We start from the raw sequence: 19751 nt of genomic DNA, 5'->3' as shown, positions 1-19751 counted from the left end.
TGATGTGATCACATATATACAAATGTTCGACTTGTGTAACTGCTCCGAAGATGATACAATATCTTTGCTAAAGTACTGGATCTCTTCGGAGATTCTTGATCCGTCCCTGTTACTAGCAGGGGCGGTTTTTATATGAATTTTTGTGTGATTAGCTGATTTAAACGTTCAAGCAAATCGTTTGGAAAACCCAAAACATCAAATATGCTTTGACCATTGAAATGTATGTCTTTATAAGGTGAAAGAATATTAAATAATTCGGATCTAAATCTGAATTATTAGATATTCTCAATTCAATCAATTTCTGGTGATTCCCCGTCATTCGAGGCATCTGTTCAAACGAGAATGTTTGGTTGCTGTTACCAGTAAGGGCACTTTTTGAAGACATTATTGAATGCAATGATAATTAAATAAACAGGGATTCTTCAAAAAATCTGCTTGTATAGGAATTAGGGCATCTTACCCATCCAGAAATATCAGCATCCTCAGCCCGGATATATATATAGGCACTGCCGCCAGAATATTTAATTTTATTTACAGTACATACTTCGTAAGCATCTGTTGTATAGATAATATTTCCGTTAGGGGCGTTCTTTATATTCAATGATTTTGCACATTTCCACATATTTTGTCCACCAAGAAGGGGATTGTATGATTTGGAATAAGTGACAGGATATGTAGTTTTGGAAAGCTTCAGAGAGCTTCCGGAAAGTTTATAAGTTATGGTATATTGAATAGAACCGACTCCTCCTGGCATTGACTGCATACGGATTTGAATGTAATTTGCACCAACTTTTTGAGTAAAACTATTATGGCGAGCATTGAAAGCACCTTTACGATGCGACATTAAATTGACAGCAGATACAAGTTTTCCAGATTTATAAGTCAATAATTTGTCGTAATCAATGTGATCATTATCAATGTCTTGGCATTTTAGCTTCAAAAAATGTTTATTTCCATTGAGAGTATAAAGATCTGCATTTACAAGATATATGTTTTGGGCGTTTAAACTAAAACTTTTTTTGCCATTCACCTCAATGTTCAGATAAGATTCCGACTTGAAATTTATTCGAATTTTATCAGCTTTGCCATCACCGGTGATGTCATATTTAGAGTATGCTACATTTGGCCGAATGGAAATGTTACTTTTTTGAGCTGCTTTAACAGTTAGCGGCATAGATATGGTGCTGATTGTAATTAGGGCAACTGTAAAATATTTTAATAATGTCTTTTTCATGTGAAAAACCTCCTGTATTCAAGAACTCATTCGCAGTTCTATGAGCTTTTGGTGATATCCAGTCATTCTAGACATCTGTTCAATAGTAAAATCTCTATATTCTTCCAATAGCGAATCTGGTAATAACAGCTCCGTTCTTTAATCTGCTGATGAAATCATATGTATCACCGCAAATGGTTCAAAATAAATAACATAATTATCAACAACAGCGTATACACCGTATTTAGAATGATAACACTGTATAGCCTCTTTTAAATATTCTTCCGTAGCGTTCAGATATTCAGCCATCTCATAAAGATTCCCACATCCTGCTTCATAAGCGCTGATCAGACCGGTAAGTCCAATCTTTAGATTATACCCATAAAGCCGAGCTCGATATTCCTGCTTTCGGCTTTCTACCTTATTCTGGTCTAAAATGTTTCCGGAGCTGGTGCGATAATGCCCGATTTCTTCGGCAAGCACACAGGATTTTTCTGCTTGTGTTTCTATATCCTTTCGGATTGCTATGTGACTGCCGCGGATCAGGCCATCATGTTCAGTAAGAGGTTGTTCTTTAACAAGTAACCCTTCTTGATCGGCAGCAGTCAGTAATTGTTCGTAATTCAATTGGGATCACCCCTTTAGCGATTAAAATAAAACGGTTCTCTCTAAGCTGTTTGCTTGTAGTCAACAACTGCAATTTCAGTCAGCATACCTTTAACTTTTTGAATAATTTCTTCAATTCGTTCAAGTGTTTCACCATTTAAGTATTCTTCCCCACATTGAGAACACTTTTCACAAGGAACATTCTTGATAATGATATAGCATCCCTGATAATCAGTCATGTAAGTTGTTGTAGAAGATTCAATATTACCTTTGCAGTAAAAACAAGTCATTATGCATTCTCCTTTCTGGTTTTGAAATCAGATTCCCATTTATCAAAACTGGGGAAATAAGCTGTTATAAGGAACAAATCCGATTCGTGATTTCCGATGACTACATGAAGATATTTATCTTCGATGCTTATCCCCAGAATTAAACAACTGGGGTAAGGATAATCATCTGGATATTGTTCGATGATTTCTCCATTCATAATACAGGCTATTACATCTTTTAAGAATATCCTACGCTGTTCCAGCCTTTTAGCTGCGTGGAGTGTAATACGAATGTTTTTAGGTATACATAGTTTACGCAATTCCAATATATCTAATGCCATATCATTCCTCCCATTTTGAATCATCATTCATAATATCCAAATCATGCTGAACACCTTCGGGTGTTTGCTCAACATCCGTCCGGGCATGAGCTGCAAGAAGATCTTCTTCCATCTGCTGGGCGGAGAGAAGGTTCTTAGAGTAGGCGAGAACCTTTCTCTGGTTATGAGGAGACAACTGATTGCAGATTTCTATGATTTCCTTGCACTGAGCAGAGACGGAAGAGTTCTGAACAGATTCTGCTTTATAGGGAGTTCTTTCCATAGGAACGTCAAAACCCATAAGCCATGCTTCACTTACGTTCAATGCATTTCCTAGAATAAAAAGCTTTTCTTGGTTAGGCTCTGTTTTTCCAGAACAGTATTGACTTATATCTGACTTATTCATTTTTACACTATACTTTTGACAATATGGAACAGTCAGATTAAGAATATCAACCTGCCGAAGTCCGCGCATATTCATTATTGTTTTTAAACGAATTGCAGTGTTTTCTTTCTTCATAATGTTCTCCTTTTCGTAATTGAAATATAACACATATTATGCAAAAGTTCAATAATAAAAACCTGGAAGTTAAAAAAATTGAATTTTATGTTGACAGAAAATGGACGACGTGATATTACACAGATAATTCAAAAGCTTGAACCGGAAAGGAGGTATCAAGTTGGCATTCGATTATAACAAGCTACGAGGAAGAATTGTGGAGATTTTTAACACTCAGTCGAACTTCGCAAGTGCAATGGGATGGTCGGAGCGCATATTGTCACTAAAGATGAATGGAATGTGTTCATGGAAGCAGATAGATATTTGTAAAGCAATACAGTTGTTGAAATTTACTATTGAGGACATTCCGATCGTATGTACTCGGGTAGGTCACTACTCTGTACTTACAGGATAAGAGCATATGAGAGGAGAGTCAACGAAAGTCGTTCGACAAACTGCTTAAATTTGTATAAACAGTAACTCATACATATCATTTCCCATACCATAAAGAAGAGGTGAGGAAGATGTCAGAATTAAAACTGGTAACAAGAAATATCCGTATTAATGGAATTCAGCATAAAGCCAGTGATATGTCAGAAGAAGAAATCAAATGCCTGCTCATCCAGAGACAGGATATAATTCTTCTGAATATGAATTACGAAAGAAAAGCCGCCGGTTAAGGCGGAGAAAGGAGGAACAGATTAAGGTTGCGAATCATAGAATAGAAGACCTGGAAAGAAAAGGAGAATGATTATGGAACAGATCACAAATTATGTAAAACCAGAACTCATCGTAGTAGCTATTGCCTTATATTTCGTAGGAATGGCACTCAAACAGGCACAGGCAGTAAAGGATAAGTACATCCCGCTTATCCTTGGCGGAATCAGCATTGCAATCTGCGCGATCTATGTGTTTGCCACCTGCACCTGCGGTACCGGACAGGATATTGCAATGGCAATTTTTACAGCGATTACACAGGGAATACTGATTGCCGGTCTTTCTACATACGTGAACCAGATTGTAAAACAGGCAAATAAAGACGAATAAGGGATGAGAAACCATCCCTTTTCGCTCTATGAAAGGAGACGGACATGGAAATAAGAGGAATTGATGTATCTGCCTGGCAAGGGAAAATTGACTGGAAAACAGTTGCTGATTACGGCATGGGGTTCGCAATCCTGCGGATTACAGAAGCGGGAAACGTGATAGATAGCTACTTTGAGCAGAACTTCTCTGAATGCCGGAAATACAATATCCCGGTTGGGGCATATAAGTATTCCTATGCTATGACAGTTGCAGAGATACAGAGCGAAGCCAAGAAGGTCGTGGAAGTTCTGAACGGGCGAAAACTGCAGTATCCGGTCTGGCTGGATCTGGAATGGAATAATCAGAGAAGCCTTGGAGCTGAACAGATCCATAAATTGGCAGAAGCATTCGAAAAGATTATCACGGCAGCGGGATATAAATTTGGTATTTATTGCAATGTGGATTGGTACCTGAATGTAATTTGTAGCCATCTGAAAAAATACGATTTCTGGATTGCACGTTATCCGGCATCAGATAACGGTACTTTACAGGAACGACTCCGGCCGGACTTTGGTGTGGGCTGGCAGTATTCCAGTAAAGCAAAGATACCTGGCATCAGCGGAACTGTAGATAGAAATATATTTTACAAAGATTATAACGAAGCAAAAGATATAAAAAAGGAAAACACAGTCATGACAAAGAGTGAAGCTATCAACGTAGTTCTGGGAATTGCAGAAGAAGAGATCGGGTACCTGGAAAAGAAAAATAACAGTAAGCTTGACAGCAAGACTGGAAATGCCGGATCAGCAAACTATACAAAATATTGGAGAGATATAAAACCATCCTATCAGGGGCAGCCCTGGTGCGCAGCGTTTATCTCCTGGTGTTTCATGAAAGCTTTTGGTCTGGATAATGCAAAGAAACTCTTAAAACACTGGCCGTATGTATACTGCCCAACCTTAGGCGTCTTATTTGTAAAAAATGCCAATCCAAAAGTTGGAGATATTGTTATCTTTAAATACGGAGGTACCTTTACCCACACCGGCTTTGTAACAAAAGTAACCGGAGACAGGTTCTGGACGATTGAGGGAAATACTTCCGGAGCATCCGGTATCGTGGCAAATGGTGGCGGGGTCTGCCAGAAGAGTTATTACAACAGTAATCTTCCGGGGACAAAATTCTGTACACCGGACTATTCAATTGTTTTATCTGCAGATAAAGATGAAACAGACAAGACAACAAACCCAGAAGGAGGCAGCTACATGTTTAACCCAGAGACAGTAAAAGCAGGAGACAAAAATACATCTGTGCTTCTCTTACAGGAAATATTAAGAGCCAGAGGCTTTAAAGGCAAAAACGGCAAAGCCCTGAAACTTACATGGACAGCAGATGCAAACACGATTTACGCTCTGAAAGCTTATCAGGAATCCAGAAAAGAAGTTCTGGAAGTGGATGGTATTTGCGGATCTGCTACTTGGAAAGATTTAATTGCGATTTAAAGTAAATATAAATAAAAAAAGAGTATGGGTACAATGAGTACCCTTACCCATAAGATATTGTATCAGCTTCATTGCTTCTTATATATTATAGGGTATTACACTATGGGCCACCGTACTGGCTCATGATATACTGTGCAATTTTGGCATTGGGTTGTGTGATATTGATCGGATATTGAAGCCTTTTTTCATAATTCCACATAAATTATCTGCACGCTCCTTCCTTTTCCCATGGGAATGGCTGTTCCATCCATTTCCAGATGGATTCTCCGGTCTGATCTGTAATGTCAATAATCAGGGGACCATATGCTTCGGCGTATTCTTTTAATAGCTTTTTTCGTTCCTGCACAAGTTCGTGACAGTAAGTCAGAGCCTTTTCATCACAGGGATGTGTGTCAAGGTACAGAGTCATATCATTGACTGCGAAACTGACCTGATCGATACGGTTTAATAACTGTTTTTGGGAGCAATCTGTTTTCATCTTCGAATACCTCTCTTTCCACAAAATGGTTTGCATAACTGTGGGAAAATGGTTCCTGCATTTAATGCATACTGCAGTGGGAAATTCTCTGTAAACTTCTGGCAGGGAACATATGCCATTGCAGGTTCCAGATACTGAAGATGCGAAAACATTTCATGTTTTTTTTCTTTGACACCCGGTATAGTACAGCTGCAGTCTGTCGTGTTTCTGACAAAGCATTCGGAACTATTCATATTTCTATTTGAAGGCTGAGGCATATTCATACCGCAGGTACGGTTATAAGGGCGGTTGCCGGAACATCCCATCCGATAATTTTCCATATATAATTCCCTTCTCTGAAAACTGTTTACATTATATTTTATGTCATGCTCATAAAACCGTGCTCATACAAGTCGAAATTTCATTGCCATAGTGAAGATTCGTTACTGTTCACATACCACTATCCCGCGAGGTGTTTTGGCATGAATATGCCAAAATCCCGAGACATACAAGCCAAAATTCCATTGCCGCAGGCAATCTGGAATGAACTTTGGCTAAGTTACTGTGAACGGAGTGAACAGTAACGAAGATTCATATCGTCTGACAGACAGATTTCTTTTTGTTTTCGAATATGTTATTATATATAGGAAATATTTGCTGCCTTCTAAGTGTCAGCATCCAAAGAAAGTCGGGAGGTACATAAAGATGAAACTTACAATATTGGGAACCGGAAATGCAAAGGTGACGAAATGCTATAACACCTGTTTTGTGCTAAATAAAGATAAAGAATATTTTATGATAGACGGAGGTGGCGGAAATACAATTCTGAAGCAGCTGGAGGACGCAGGAATCAGCTGGAAAGAAATCAGCACTATATTTGTGACACATAAACACATCGATCATCTGCTTGGAATCATCTGGATGCTTCGTATGTATTGTCAGGGAATGGCAAGAGGACAGTTTGGCGGTGAAGTGACTATCTATGGACATGATGAAGTGATCAGCCTGCTGAAACAGATGGCAGAGATGCTTCTCACACCAAAGGAAACGAAATTTATCGGAGACAAAGTCCATCTGGAAGAAGTAAAGGACGGAGAAGATAGAACGATTCTGGGACACAGGGTGACATTTTTTGATATTCTGTCTACAAAGGCAAAACAGTTTGGGTTCTGCATGGAGTACGCAGAGGGAAAGAAGCTGACCTGTTGTGGAGATGAGCCATATAATGAATGTGAACAGAAATATGCCAGAAACAGCACATGGCTTCTTCATGAGGCATTCTGTCTGTTCTCTCAGGCAGATAAATTCAAACCATATGAGAAACATCATTCTACTGTAAAGGATGCCTGTGAGCTGGCACAGAAACTGGAAGCAGAGAATCTGATTCTGTATCATACAGAGGATAAAAATATTTCCAGACGAAAGGAGCTCTACACAGAAGAAGGCAGACAGTATTATAAAGGAAATCTCTGGATTCCTGATGATCTGGAAACCTACAAATTATAAAAAGACAAACCTCCGGAGTGTGTCTGAAAAAGGCTTTCTGCAAGATGTGCGTCACAATTTGTGGGATATTGTGCCCGGATGAGGGCGCCGTAGCGGGCTACGGCAACTGAATTCGGGTGAAATATCCCACAAAGTGGGGCGTGCAGATTGCGGGAATGATTTTTCAGACACGCTCCGGGATACAGAATGAAAAATCTGGGCTCCGGAGGCTTGCCTTTTTTACAGCAATCTTTTTAAATGTATCATTTATGAGGGTTGCCATAGTGATTATGCTGTATGGTCCACATGTGTTTTGGTGTCGGAAGACAAAACTTCACATGTAGTATGATCCTGTGAAAAAGTTTCCATAATTCCTGAAATAGTCCTGTGCAGATAAGGACGGTACTCAGCCAGAGACACAGGCTGCTGATACAGAATGCAGCTGTAGCAGGTGGAACCTACCAGCTCAATGATCGTAAAGAGCATCAGTTCCGGATTTTTATAATGTAGTCCGCTTTGAGCAAGCATATCCAGATAGGACTGATAAAAATTATATTCGTCGTCAGGCATTTTTTCCTCAAAAGCACCCTTGAAGACACCCCAGGCAAGATTCTTTGAAATAAACAGCAGGAGAGTACGGTCTTTATTCAACTCAGTAAGAATGTAATCTATAATAAAATGTACCTGCCTGTCAAATTCGCTGATATGTGCATTCTGCACAGCCTCATGGGCCCGGAAAAACAATTCTCCGGTCTTGTGGGAAACCAGTTTATTCCGGATATCATATTTATCCTTAAAATAGAGGTAAAAAGTCCCTTTGGCAACCCCGGCCTGATCTACAATATCTGAAATTGTAGTTTTGGTAAGTCCCTTCGTCGTAAAAAGTTCAAAGGCAGTGTTGAAAAGAGCATCTTTTTTCTTCTTTTTATTCAGCTCCAGTTTTCCCATTTCAGATTCATTCCTTCCTCTATTGTATACATAACATTTTAACCGAATCAGGTAAGTCCCGCTGCGGAGTTTGCGAAAAGCAATAAGCGTCTTACTGTTCACAGCAACATAAGCTTACTTTGTAATTATATTGTGATCATATATAATTACCATTTTAAACAAAAATGACTGAAAGTCAATATTACATTTTTGTTCTGGAAAAATTTAGACAAATTGTGAAGAATGATTATTGACTGAAAGTCATTTTTGTTATATAACATTCCATGAAATAAAAAATGACTGTTAGTCATAGAATGATCAAACAGTATCAATAATAAAGAAAGAAGAGGAGAAAAAGATGATTAAGGTAGGAAAGTGGATTGCAAAACACAAGATACTGATCATTATCATCGGAATTGCATTGCTGATCCCTTCATATCTCGGTATGGCGGCGACCAGAATCAACTACGATGTACTGAGTTATCTGCCGGATACCCTTGAGACAGTTGATGGACAGGACATTATGGTAGATCAGTTTGGGATGGGAGCCTTTTCCATGATAGTGGTGGAGGATATGGAACTGAAGGATGTAGCTGCTCTGAAAGAGAAAATCGAAGCAGTTGATCACGTGAAAAAAGTACTGTGGTATGACAGTGTCCTGGATGTTTCCGTTCCTGTAGAAATGCTTCCGAAGGATTTGAGAGAGGCATTTTTTAACGGAGATGCAACTATGATGATCGCGTTGTTTGATAATACAACATCATCAGAAACTTCCATGGAAGCTGTGACGCAGATTCGTAAGATTACTTCAAAGAACTGTTTTGTCAGTGGAATGACAGGCATTGTTACTGATATCAAACAGATCGCACTTAAGGAAATGCCGATTTACGTTGTGATTGCTTCCTGCCTTTCTCTGATAGTGTTGCTCCTTGCAATGGATTCTCTGGTAGTTCCGGTTTTGTTTTTGCTCTGCATTGGTGTTGCAGTCTTGTATAATCTTGGAAGTAATATTTTTCTTGGTCAGATTTCATACATCACTCAGGCACTGACAGCAGTCCTGCAGCTTGGTGTTACCATGGATTATTCCATTTTCCTGCTGAACAGTTATGAGGAGAATAAGAAGCGGTTTGAGGGTGATAAAGAGAGGGCTATGGCACATGCCATCAATGCAACCTTCAAATCTGTAATCGGAAGTTCTATTACAACAGTAGCCGGATTTATCGCACTTTGCTTTATGACCTTCTCACTTGGACGTGATATGGGTATCGTAATGGCCAAGGGAGTTGTTATCGGTGTTCTGTGTTGTGTTACTTTGCTCCCTGCTCTGGTGCTTACTTTTGACGGAGCCATTGAAAAAACAACACATAAGCCGCTGCTTCCAAGCTTTGATAAGGCATCTGCTTTTATTACAAAGCATTATAAAGTATGGCTGATCATTTTCCTGGTAATGCTTTTCCCGGCAATTCATGGAAATAACAATCTGAAGAATTACTACAATATTGACAAGTCACTTCCTTCCACGCTGGACAGTAATGTGGCAAATGCCAAACTTCAGGAAACCTTTGATATGAATAATGTTCATATGGTGTTATTAAAGAAAGGTCTGACATCAAAAGAAAAAACAGAAATGCTTGACCAGATCAAGGATGTTGATGGTGTAAAATGGGCACTTGGAATGGACTCTTTCGTAGGTGCGGCATTCCCGGATACCATGATCCCAAGTAATCTGAAGAAGATGCTGGAAAGCGATGAGTACGAGATGGAATTTATCTGTTCCAAATATAAAACAGCTACAGACGAGGTAAACAATCAGATTGATGAGATCCAGAAGATTGTAAAAGGATACAGTCCGGAATCCATGGTAATCGGAGAAGCACCTCTGACCAAGGATCTTCAGGATGTTACGGATGTGGATTTAAAGACTGTAAATACTATCTCTATCCTGGCAATTTTCATTATTATCATGGTTGTGTTTAAATCCATTTCGCTTCCGTTTATTCTGGTTGCAGTTATTGAGTTTGCGATTTTTGTCAATATGTCCGTTCCTTATTATCAGGGAAAGGAAGTGGTGTTCGTAGCAAGCATTGTTATCGGTTGTATCCAGCTGGGAGCTACTGTTGACTATGCAATCCTTATGACCAGCAGATACCAGAAAGAACGTGGTCTTGGAAAGAGTAAGAAAGAATCCATTGCCATCGCACATAAAACTTCCATGAAGTCAATTGTGATCAGTGGCTGCAGCTTCTTTGCGGCAACTTTCGGAGTTGGTCTTTATACACAGGTAGATATGATCGGAAGTATTACAAACCTGCTTTCACGTGGAGCTGTAATCAGTACACTGGTGGTATTGTTTATACTTCCGGCTATGTTTATGATATTTGATTCTCTCATCTGCCACACATCTATTGGATTTGCCAAGAAGAAACCGGCAAAAGAGAAGAAACAGTGATTCAGGATTTTTAAAAAGAAGCTTATTGTAAAGAGATAGAATAAAGGAGTAAGTTATTATGAACAGAAACAGAAAGAAAGCAGCTGCAGCAACGCTTGCAGCAGGAATGGCTGTAGTTCTCGGAGCAGGTACTGTAATGGCAGCTGCTTCAACAGGTGATAATGGATTGCAGAAAGAAGAAACCGTTTATGTAAATACAACTGCCGGAGGAGAAGTAACGGATGTCACAGTATCTGACTGGCTGAAAAATTCCGGAGACAGTTCCAATTCTGAGGTGAAAGATGCCTCTGATCTTCAGGATATAAAAAACGTAAAAGGTGATGAAACATTTACTCAGAACGGAAATGATCTGACCTGGAGTACTGATGGAAAGGATATTTATTATCAGGGAAAGACAGAGAAAAATCTCCCGGTTTCCGTAGGAATTAAATATTATATGGATGGAACTGAGGTTTCTCCGGAAGCTCTGGCAGGAAAGACAGGACATCTGAAAATGGAAGTGACATATACAAATACTTCTAAAACAACCAAAACAGTGAATGGCAAAAAGACTGATATTTATTCACCCTTTGTTATGGTGACAGGAATGATCCTTTCTACAGATAATTTCTCCAATATTACAGTAGATAACGGTAAGGTTATTTCTGACGGAAGCAGAAATGTTGTTGTCGGTTTTGGTATGCCGGGAATGAAAGAAAGTCTGGATATGTCTTCTGATATTGCAGATGAAGTGAATATCCCTGAAGGATTTACAGTGGAAGCAGATGTTACAGACTGTGAGATGAATTCTACATTTACCGTAGCACTTACAGATATTTTCAAAGATATTGATCTGAATGATGTGGATGGACTGGATGAGCTGAAGGATTCAATGAAAGATCTGACGGATGCAGCAGTAAAACTGGTAGACGGAACCAAAGATCTTTATGATGGAACTAATAAACTCAATGACAAATATAAAGAATTTTATGATGGAATCGGAACTCTGAAAAGTGGTGTCAGTGATCTGAATGACGGAGCAAAAGAACTGGATGACGGAGCAAAGGAATTAAGCAGCGGAGCACAGACACTGAATACAGGGGCACAGACTTTAAACAGTGGTGTTTCCTCTTATACAGCAGGGGCAGACACACTTTCAGATGGAATCAAACAATATACAGCAGGAGTAGATACACTGGACAGCAAGATGGCTGAATATGAGGCTGGAATGAAATCTCTTTCCGATGGTGTAAATGCATATGTTGCAGGCGGCAATCAGCTTGCAGGCGGTGTGCAGAGTTATGTAACAGGAACAACTACTCTGACAGACGGAATGCAGCAGTATATTGCAGGAGTTAATCAGCTTGCAGGCGGTGTGGGTCAGTATGCTGGTGGTATCAAGAGTTTAGTGAATGGGATTGGTCAGGTTGTTCCGGGAATTGATACTGCTGTAAATGGAATCCAGACTGCTGTAGAAAAAATGACAGCTCTTTCATCTAAGATCGATGCAAATCAGATTGCTAATTTCAGTGACAGCATGACGGCTTATACAACAGGCGTTTCTGATTACACTTCTGCAGTTGGCCAGTATATTGAAAGTGTAGAACAGCTTGCATCAGGACTGAGCCAGCTTGAGAGCTCACTTGAAAACATGGGAGCTTCCACAGCTTCAGAAATAGAAGAAAGTGCAAATGCAATGTCCGGACAGTTAAATGACAGTGCTGAAACCATGAACAGTCAGGCAGATGCAATTGAATCCTGGATCAGTGATTCCGCAGAGGCTTCTGTAGATGCATCTTCTGTAGATGCAGGAGTTGCAGCAGTCAGCAGTCAGCTGGAAGCAGCAGAATCTGCTTTGTATAATATTGATACCAGCAATATGGATGATGAAACAGCAGCTGCTGTAGAAGCTGCGATTGATGGTGCGTTAGGTTCTATTCAGGCAGCTGAGGACAGTGCATCTAATATTGATACATCCACAATTACAGCCTCCGCACCTGATACGTCACCATTGCAGTCAGCAGCAGACGCTTTAAGGGCATCTGCGTCTAGTGCAGAATCAACAGCAGATGCACAGGAAGAGGCAGTCAACAGCAGTGTTGAACAGATGAAACAGCAATTACAGGCATTAACTCAGGGAATGCAGACAGTGCAGGAGACTGTATCACAGTTAAATGAAGGTGCAAAAGAGCTTACTTCTAATGATGGCACATTAAAAGCAAGTGGAACCCAGCTTGCTCAGTCAGGAACCCAGATTGCTACAGCAGTAAATCAGATGAGTACATTATTTACCGGACTTGGACAGCAGCTTCCGGAAATGCTGCAGGGAATCGATCAGCTGAAAGCAGGCTCTGATCAGCTGACTACTGCAAATAAATCTCTCCAGAGTGGATATGAAAGCCTTGCAAAAGCAAGCACAGAACAGATGATTTCCGGCGCAGACACACTGCTTAGTTCCGGAAAGACACTGACAGATGGAATTGCACAGCTTCAGGGCGAAAATAATGTTAATGCACAGACACTGTTAAAAGGAGCCAAGACTCTTAAGAGCGCAAGAAAGAGCCTGACCAGTGGTATGTCTCAGATCAATTCTGCAACAGGTCAGATTACAAGTGGCGTGGAAACTCTGGCATCTAACAGTGGAACACTGTACAGCGGAGCAGATCAGCTTTCTTCGAACAGTTCTACATTAAACAGCGGAGCATCTAAGCTTGCATCAGGAACCCAGACACTTGTATCCGGAGCACAGACCCTTGCATCAGGAACAGGCAGCCTTGTATCAGGCACTCAGACATTAATGGATGGTGCGGATAAGCTTTCTGATGGCAGTGATCAGCTTAAAGATGGTATCAGCGATCTGAATGACGGAGCAAAAGAACTGAACAAAGGACAGAAGAAATTCTATAAAGAAGGTATTAAGAAACTGGATGATACAGTAAACGGAGATCTTCAGGATATTCTTGACAGATTTGAGGTAATCCAGTCTGACGATGTAATGTACACAACATTCACAGACAGATCCGGCGATATGGACGGAAATGTTAAATTTATTTTCGAATCTGACCCGATTGAAATCAGTGATGATGAGAAATAGATATCATAAACTTGAGACATACAGAATAAGGGAAAGATGAACAGCCAGACTTATCTAAAATGGGGCGGATGCAATCAGGCAACTGCCCCATTGCTTATGAAAAAGCTTTCTGTTATAATAAAAAAGTCAGATGGGAATTTTAGAAAACAAGAAAGCATCAGGTGATTAAATGGAAAATACAAAATCACAAAAAAAGTCGTATTCAACAGCATCTTCCAAGAGCAGGGCGCGTCGAAAAACAAAAACAGATTATTATGATTACAGTCTGGTAGCAGTTATTGTACTGCTGACCTGTTTTGGGCTTATCATGCTGTACAGTACAAGCTCCTATATGGCTCAGATAAATTACGGAAGCGACATGTATTTTTTTAAAAAACAGGCCATCATCAGCGTGGCATGTATTATCATGGCGCTGATCATTTCCAGGCTCAATTATCGGATACTGAACCGTTTTAGCACAGCTTTGTATGTAGCGGCACTGGTGTTGATGGCACTGGTAAAAACACCGCTGGGGCAGTCTTCTCATGGTGCCCAGAGATGGCTGAATCTTGGACCGGTTCAGTTCCAGCCGGCAGAGCTTGCCAAGATAGCAGTTATTGTCTGCCTCCCATATATGATCGTGCATATGGGAAAGAAAGTCCGTACCTTAAAGGGCTGTATGGTTCTTGCTGTTGTGGGAGGCGGACTGGCACTGGCTGCATATGTATTTACGGACAATCTGAGTACAGCAATTATTATTTTCTGTATTACTGCAGGACTGATTTTTGTGTCTCACCCGGATATTAAGATTTTTATTATTATTGCAGGTGTTGTTATTGCGCTGGCAGTGATCGGAGTCATTTTTCTGAATGCAACAGTGAGTGTTGATGGAAGTGGAAGCTTTCGTCTGAGACGAATCATGGTATGGCTTCATCCGGAAGAATATGCGGACAGTTGGGGGTATCAGACAATTCAGGCATTGTATGCGATTGGCTCGGGAGGATTTTTTGGCAGAGGACTTGGAAACAGTATTCAGAAGCTGGGAAGTGTACCTGAGGCACAGAATGACATGATTTTTTCAATTATCTGTGAAGAACTGGGGATTTTTGGAGGTCTTATCGTGCTGATGCTTTATGCATATCTGTTATACAGGCTGTTTGTTATTGCACAGAATGCACCGGATATGTTTGGCTCACTTATGGTCAGTGGAATTTTTATTCACATAGCATTGCAGGTTATTCTTAATATTGCGGTTGTTGTAAATCTTATGCCGAATACAGGTGTCACTCTTCCGTTTATCAGTTATGGAGGTACGTCGATCGTATTCCTTATGGCAGAGATGGGACTTGCGCTGAGTGTGGCAAGGCAGATTAAATTTGAGGAATAAAAAATGTAATAAAATAGTGCTTGACAAACAGGAGGGAAGAATATATACTTTGAACATCAAAGTAATCAATCCCGATAAAACCAAATCTGAATAAATGAGACGTATTTACTGGTCTGACGGATGATAAGGTTGAAAACAAGAAAAAGCAGAATCATCATCTGCTTAACAAAAATAATAAAAAACAAGTGATAACCGGAGCAGGAAAAAGAGAAGCATTCCGGGGCTTGAATTAAAGGAGAAGAGAAAATTATGTTAGAAAAAATGAGTGAAATGATCGCAGAGCAGTTAAATTGTGATGCAGCAGGAATTACTGCTGAAACTTCTTTCAAGGATGATCTTGGTGCAGATTCACTTGACCTGTTTGAGCTGGTTATGGCTCTGGAAGATGAATACAATATTGAGATCCCGGCTGAAGATCTTACAGATTTAACAACAGTCGGAGCTGTTATGGATTATCTGAAAAACAAAGGCGTAGAGGCTTAATCATATAGAAATGACAAATAACTCCTTGGAGCCAGAGATGGCTTCGGGGAGAATTTTTTGACATTATAATTTGAATATCAAAATATTTTAAACTAAAATAATTTGCAATCAGAAACAAATTGTTATCATCTGATATAAACATAAAAATAAAGGAAAGGAAAATGATATGTCTAAAATTGCATTTGTATTTCCGGGACAGGGTGCACAGTATACAGGAATGGCGAAAGATTTTTATGAAAAATATGCTGTAAGTCGCGAAGTATTTGAAAGCGCATCAAAAGCATCCGGACTTGATGTGAAAGCTTTATGCTTTGAAGAGAATGACAGATTAAATATTACAGAATATACACAGATTGCCATGCTGACAGCAGAAATTGCAATCTTAAGAGCTGTAGAGGAAGCCGGAATCAGGTCTCAGGTAAATGCTGGACTGAGCCTTGGAGAATACGGAGCACTGGTGGCCTCCGGTGTTATGAAGGAAGAGGATGCATTTACTGTAGTGCGAAAAAGAGGAATTTTTATGCAGGAGGCATATCCTACAGGTGGTGCAATGTCCGCTGTTCTTGGAACAGATGCAGAGCTGATCGAAAAAATCTGCAATGAGACACAGGGAATTGTATCCATTGCAAATTATAACTGTCCGGGACAGATTGTGATCACAGGCGAGGAGACAGCAGTTGCAGCAGCAGGGGAGGCATTAAAGGCAGCAGGCGCCAGACGTGTGATTCCTCTTAAAGTCAGTGGCCCATTTCACTGTGAGCTTCTCAAAGGCGCAGGGGAAAAACTGGGACAGGAACTTGAGAAGGTAGAAATCCAGTCATTTACAGTACCTTATGTGACAAATGTAACTGCACAGTATGTGACAGGACCGGAGCAGGTAAAGGAATTGCTTGTCAGTCAGGTTTCATCCTCTGTGCGCTGGCAGCAGTGTGTAGAACAGATGATTGATGATGGTGTAGATACTTTTATTGAGATTGGACCAGGAAAAACTCTGACAGGATTTCTCAAAAAGATCAACAGAAATGTAAAAGCATTACATGTTGAGAAAACAGAAGATCTGGATGAAGTGAGAAAGGAGTGTCTGTAAAATGCTGAAAAATAAAATTGCCCTGGTTACAGGTGCAGGACGTGGAATCGGACGAGCCATTGCTATTGCTCTTGCAAAGGAAGGTGCAGAGGTGGTTATCAATTACAATGGTTCTGAAGAGAGAGCGAAGGAAGTAAAACAGACCATCGAAGAAAACGGTGGAAAAGCTTCCATATATAAATGCAATGTCAGTGATTTCACAGCCTGTGAAGCAATGATTAAAGATATAGTTAAAGAATACGGACACCTTGATATTCTGGTTAATAATGCAGGAATTACCAAAGATGGTCTGATCATGAAAATGAAAGAAGAGGATTTCGATTCTGTACTTAATGTAAACCTGAAAGGTACATTCAATACAATCCGTCACAGTGCCCGTCAGATGCTGAAACAGAGAAGTGGAAAGATTATCAATATTTCTTCTGTTTCCGGAATCCTCGGAAATGTGGGCCAGGCAAATTATGCTGCATCCAAAGCAGGTGTGATCGGTCTGACAAAAACAATGGCAAGAGAGCTGGGCAGCCGGGGAATTACGGTAAATGCCATTGCACCCGGATTTGTAGACACAGAGATGACAGGAGTACTCTCAGAAGAAATCAGGGAAAATGCATGTAAGCAGATTATCCTGGGACGTTTCGGAAAGCCTGAGGATATTGCAAATACAGCAGTATTTCTGGCATCAGACAAAGCAGACTATATTACAGGACAGGTCATCAGCGTAGATGGCGGTATGAACGTATAAATAAGGAGAACAAAATGAGAAGAGTTGTAATTACAGGTATGGGAGCAATCACTCCGGTAGGCCTTAGTGTAGAAGAATTCTGGAACAGCGTAAAAGAAGGAAAAACAAACTTTGCAGAAGTAACACGTTTTGATTCCACAAATTACAGAGCGCATATGGCAGCAGAGATCAACAATTTTAATCCAAAGGATTATATGGATTTCAAATCTGCAAAACGTATGGAGCTTTTCAGCCAGTATGCGGTAGCAGCAGCAAAAGAAGCTATTGAGCAGTCCGGACTGGATATGACAAAAGAAGATTCCTTCCGTGTAGGCTGTAGCGTGGGAAGCGGTATCGGAAGTATGCAGGTGGTAGAGAAATCCTGCGAAATTCTCAACACAAAGGGACCAGGAAGACTGAATCCTCTGATGATTCCTCTTCTGATCTCCAATATGGCATCCGGAAATGTTTCCATTCAGTTTGGACTCCGCGGAAAGAACATTAATGTTGTAACTGCCTGTGCAACAGGAACCCACAGCATTGGAGAAGCATACCGTACTATTCAGTGCTCTGATGCAGATGTTATGGTTGCAGGTGGAACGGAAGCAGCTATCACACCAACAGGCTTTGGTGGTTTTGCGGCACTGACAGCATTGACCTCATCCACAGATCCTGAGAGATGTTCCATCCCTTTTGACAAAGAAAGAAGCGGTTTTGTAATGGGTGAGGGTGCCGGCGTGGTAGTTCTGGAAGAACTGGAGCATGCCAAAGCACGTGGAGCGAAAATCCTTGGCGAGGTTGTCGGATATGGTGCAACAGGAGATGCTTATCACATTACATCCCCTGCAGAGGACGGTTCCGGTGCTGCCAAAGCTATGGAATGGGCTGTAAAAGAAGCAGGAATTTCCACAGATGATGTATGGTATGTAAACGCACATGGTACAAGCACACATCATAATGACTTATTTGAAACAATTGCCATTAAGAAAACATTTGGTGAACACGCAAAAGAAATGAAAATAAATTCTACAAAATCTATTACAGGACATCTTCTGGGAGCTGCCGGTGCAGTGGAAGTGATCACCTGTGTAAAAGAACTTCAGGAAGGCCTGATCCATCAGACTGTTGGTTATAAGGTGCCGGATGAACAGTGTGACCTGGATTATGTAGGAAACGGTAATGTAAAGATGGATATCAAATATGCACTTACCAATTCTCTTGGCTTTGGCGGACATAACGCATCCTTACTTATTAAAAAGTACGAAGACTGATCACGCAGATAATAAATGGTATGGTGATTTTGAAAACAATATACGACAGTGATCTTATAATATAGCTATTTCAGCAGGAGGAAATAAATGGAACTGGCAAATATATTAGAACTGATCCACGCAGTCAGCGATTCAGATCTCACAGAATTTAACCTGCAGGACGATACCTTAAATATTTCCATGTCAAAAGAGAAAACAATTGTACAGCAGATGGCAGTCAATACTGATCCGGCAGATGCTCAGCAGTATCAGCCGGTAGTGCAGCAGGCTGTACATGTAGAATCCGTCAATGCTGTTAACGATGAAGTACAGACAGGAAGTGTGGTAAAATCTCCTCTTGTAGGTACCTATTATGCAGCATCTTCTCCGGAAAATCCCCCCTTTGTAAAAGTAGGAGATAAAGTAAGCAAAGGTCAGGTCCTTGGCATTGTGGAAGCAATGAAGCTGATGAACGAGATTGAATCAGAATTTGATGGTACAGTAAAAGAAATCCTTGTAGAAAACGAGCAGATGGTAGAGTTCGGACAGCCGATGTTTGTGATAGAATAGAAGAAGGAGGTAAAAAACTATGAAACTTACAACAAAAGAAATCATGGAGATCATTCCCCACAGACACCCGTTCCTCCTGATTGATACTATTGAAGAACTGGTGCCGGGTGTGAAGGCAACAGGAAAGAAATGTGTTACCTATAATGAGCCGCATTTCGCAGGACACTTTCCACAGGAACCGGTTATGCCGGGAGTTCTGATCGTTGAAGCGCTTGCGCAGACAGGTGCAGTTGCAATTCTGAGTAAACCGGAAAATAAAGGAAAGATCGCATATTTTGCATCGATCAACAATGCAAAATTCAAGAACAAGGTAGTTCCCGGAGATACCCTTACTCTCGAAGTAGAGATCATTAAGGAAAAAGGTCCCATGGGAGTGGGAAAAGCAAAAGCAACAAACCAGGACGGTAAGGTAGCAGTGATCGCAGAGCTGACTTTTGCAGTAGGAGCATAA

22 protein-coding genes and 3 pseudogenes are annotated in these 19751 nt (G+C 40.5%); 15 read left to right on the top strand and 10 right to left on the bottom strand.

Going from position 1 to position 19751, the window contains the following annotated elements; all coding sequences use genetic code 11:
* Window positions 1–403: 403 nt before the first annotated feature.
* The 5 genes from NQ550_RS14465 to NQ550_RS14445 all read right to left on the bottom strand — a co-directional run bounded on the left by NQ550_RS14465 (window position 404) and on the right by NQ550_RS14445 (window position 2928).
* The gene (locus NQ550_RS14465) at window positions 404–1234 is read right to left on the bottom strand and encodes a hypothetical protein (protein WP_008704148.1); all 831 of its coding nucleotides are present in this window, start codon (window positions 1232–1234) and stop codon (window positions 404–406) included.
* A gap of 138 nt (window positions 1235–1372) precedes the next feature.
* Window positions 1373–1840, bottom strand: a complete 468-nt coding sequence (locus NQ550_RS14460) for a hypothetical protein (protein WP_008704147.1) — start codon at window positions 1838–1840, stop codon at window positions 1373–1375.
* Between the two features lie 41 nt (window positions 1841–1881).
* Window positions 1882–2109 carry a type II toxin-antitoxin system MqsA family antitoxin gene (locus NQ550_RS14455; protein WP_008704146.1) on the bottom strand — a complete coding sequence of 76 codons (228 nt, stop codon included), beginning with the start codon at window positions 2107–2109 and terminating at the stop codon, window positions 1882–1884.
* Window positions 2109–2429 carry a DUF4258 domain-containing protein gene (locus NQ550_RS14450; protein ID WP_025577346.1) on the bottom strand — a complete coding sequence of 107 codons (321 nt, stop codon included), beginning with the start codon at window positions 2427–2429 and terminating at the stop codon, window positions 2109–2111. The genes NQ550_RS14455 and NQ550_RS14450 overlap by 1 nt, the downstream gene beginning before the upstream one ends.
* A gap of 1 nt (window position 2430) precedes the next feature.
* Complete coding sequence (locus NQ550_RS14445; protein ID WP_022381007.1) at window positions 2431–2928, bottom strand: helix-turn-helix domain-containing protein; 498 nt, start codon at window positions 2926–2928, stop codon at window positions 2431–2433.
* 160 nt (window positions 2929–3088) lie between these two features.
* Between NQ550_RS14445 and NQ550_RS14440 the strand changes: the two genes are divergently transcribed.
* From NQ550_RS14440 to NQ550_RS14425, 4 genes are all read left to right on the top strand, one after another.
* A complete protein-coding gene (locus tag NQ550_RS14440) occupies window positions 3089–3322 on the top strand; it encodes a DUF739 family protein (protein WP_022381008.1) in 234 nt (77 codons plus the stop codon).
* A 109-nt stretch (window positions 3323–3431) separates the two neighbouring features.
* Window positions 3432–3587 carry a hypothetical protein gene (locus NQ550_RS14435; protein ID WP_020994078.1) on the top strand — a complete coding sequence of 52 codons (156 nt, stop codon included), beginning with the start codon at window positions 3432–3434 and terminating at the stop codon, window positions 3585–3587.
* 73 nt (window positions 3588–3660) lie between these two features.
* On the top strand, window positions 3661–3954 hold the full coding sequence (locus NQ550_RS14430) for a phage holin family protein (protein ID WP_020994077.1): 294 nt from the start codon (window positions 3661–3663) through the stop codon (window positions 3952–3954).
* Between the two features lie 44 nt (window positions 3955–3998).
* Window positions 3999–5432 (top strand): GH25 family lysozyme, encoded by a 1434-nt coding sequence (locus NQ550_RS14425; protein WP_025577343.1) that lies wholly within the window; start codon window positions 3999–4001, stop codon window positions 5430–5432.
* Between the two features lie 103 nt (window positions 5433–5535).
* On the opposite strand, the pseudogene NQ550_RS22605 reads toward NQ550_RS14425, so the two are convergent.
* The 3 genes and pseudogenes from NQ550_RS22605 to NQ550_RS14410 form a co-directional block, all read right to left on the bottom strand.
* Window positions 5536–5631 (bottom strand): annotated as a pseudogene (locus NQ550_RS22605) (manganese catalase family protein); the annotation flags it as partial.
* A gap of 3 nt (window positions 5632–5634) precedes the next feature.
* Window positions 5635–5910, bottom strand: a complete 276-nt coding sequence (locus NQ550_RS14415) for a spore coat protein CotJB (protein ID WP_008704137.1) — start codon at window positions 5908–5910, stop codon at window positions 5635–5637.
* Window positions 5907–6230 (bottom strand): spore coat associated protein CotJA, encoded by a 324-nt coding sequence (locus tag NQ550_RS14410; protein ID WP_025577340.1) that lies wholly within the window; start codon window positions 6228–6230, stop codon window positions 5907–5909. Before NQ550_RS14410 ends, NQ550_RS14415 begins: the two co-directional genes overlap by 4 nt.
* A 364-nt stretch (window positions 6231–6594) precedes the next feature.
* On the opposite strand from NQ550_RS14410, the gene NQ550_RS14405 reads away from it, so the two are divergent.
* Window positions 6595–7395, top strand: a complete 801-nt coding sequence (locus tag NQ550_RS14405) for an MBL fold metallo-hydrolase (RefSeq protein ID WP_025577339.1) — start codon at window positions 6595–6597, stop codon at window positions 7393–7395.
* On the opposite strand, the pseudogene NQ550_RS22600 reads toward NQ550_RS14405, so the two are convergent.
* Window positions 7383–7502: pseudogene (locus tag NQ550_RS22600) on the bottom strand (DUF6783 domain-containing protein); the annotation flags it as partial. The gene NQ550_RS14405 and the pseudogene NQ550_RS22600 overlap by 13 nt on opposite strands.
* Between NQ550_RS22600 and NQ550_RS22595 the strand changes: the two are divergent.
* A pseudogene (locus NQ550_RS22595) lies at window positions 7464–7718 on the top strand (DUF6783 domain-containing protein). The pseudogenes NQ550_RS22600 and NQ550_RS22595 overlap by 39 nt on opposite strands.
* Here the strand turns inward: NQ550_RS22595 and NQ550_RS14400 are convergent.
* A complete protein-coding gene (locus NQ550_RS14400; protein WP_022381012.1) occupies window positions 7663–8322 on the bottom strand; it encodes a TetR/AcrR family transcriptional regulator in 660 nt (219 codons plus the stop codon). The pseudogene NQ550_RS22595 and the gene NQ550_RS14400 sit on opposite strands and share 56 nt — an antisense overlap.
* Before the next feature lie 337 nt (window positions 8323–8659).
* Here NQ550_RS14400 and NQ550_RS14395 point away from each other — a divergent pair, with 337 nt between their 5' ends.
* The 9 genes from NQ550_RS14395 (at window position 8660) to fabZ (ending at window position 19751) form a co-directional block, all read left to right on the top strand.
* Window positions 8660–10750, top strand: coding sequence for an efflux RND transporter permease subunit (locus NQ550_RS14395; protein WP_022381013.1), 2091 nt, complete (start codon window positions 8660–8662; stop codon window positions 10748–10750).
* A gap of 58 nt (window positions 10751–10808) precedes the next feature.
* A complete protein-coding gene (locus NQ550_RS14390) occupies window positions 10809–13823 on the top strand; it encodes a phage tail tape measure protein (protein WP_025577338.1) in 3015 nt (1004 codons plus the stop codon).
* Window positions 13824–13992: 169 nt separating this feature from the next.
* Window positions 13993–15189, top strand: coding sequence for an FtsW/RodA/SpoVE family cell cycle protein (locus NQ550_RS14385; protein ID WP_025577337.1), 1197 nt, complete (start codon window positions 13993–13995; stop codon window positions 15187–15189).
* 249 nt (window positions 15190–15438) lie between these two features.
* A complete protein-coding gene (gene acpP, locus NQ550_RS14380; protein ID WP_008704123.1) occupies window positions 15439–15672 on the top strand; it encodes an acyl carrier protein in 234 nt (77 codons plus the stop codon).
* Between the two features lie 166 nt (window positions 15673–15838).
* Entirely contained in the window at window positions 15839–16759 is a 921-nt protein-coding gene (fabD, locus tag NQ550_RS14375; RefSeq protein WP_022381155.1) for an ACP S-malonyltransferase, read from the top strand.
* Between the two features lies 1 nt (window position 16760).
* Window positions 16761–17501: a 3-oxoacyl-[acyl-carrier-protein] reductase gene (fabG, locus tag NQ550_RS14370; RefSeq protein WP_025577335.1), complete on the top strand. Its 741-nt coding sequence runs from the start codon at window positions 16761–16763 to the stop codon at window positions 17499–17501.
* Window positions 17502–17515: 14 nt separating this feature from the next.
* A complete protein-coding gene (gene fabF, locus NQ550_RS14365; protein ID WP_025577333.1) occupies window positions 17516–18751 on the top strand; it encodes a beta-ketoacyl-ACP synthase II in 1236 nt (411 codons plus the stop codon).
* Between the two features lie 87 nt (window positions 18752–18838).
* Window positions 18839–19300, top strand: coding sequence for an acetyl-CoA carboxylase biotin carboxyl carrier protein (gene accB, locus NQ550_RS14360; RefSeq protein ID WP_022381152.1), 462 nt, complete (start codon window positions 18839–18841; stop codon window positions 19298–19300).
* 19 nt (window positions 19301–19319) lie between these two features.
* Window positions 19320–19751 (top strand): 3-hydroxyacyl-ACP dehydratase FabZ, encoded by a 432-nt coding sequence (fabZ, locus tag NQ550_RS14355; protein ID WP_008704118.1) that lies wholly within the window; start codon window positions 19320–19322, stop codon window positions 19749–19751.

Origin of the sequence: Blautia wexlerae DSM 19850 (assembly GCF_025148125.1) — a bacterium.
Lineage (GTDB): Bacteria > Bacillota > Clostridia > Lachnospirales > Lachnospiraceae > Blautia_A > Blautia_A wexlerae.
The sequence above is the reverse complement of the archived record's forward strand: the minus strand, read 5'-3'. Positions and strand labels throughout refer to the sequence as shown.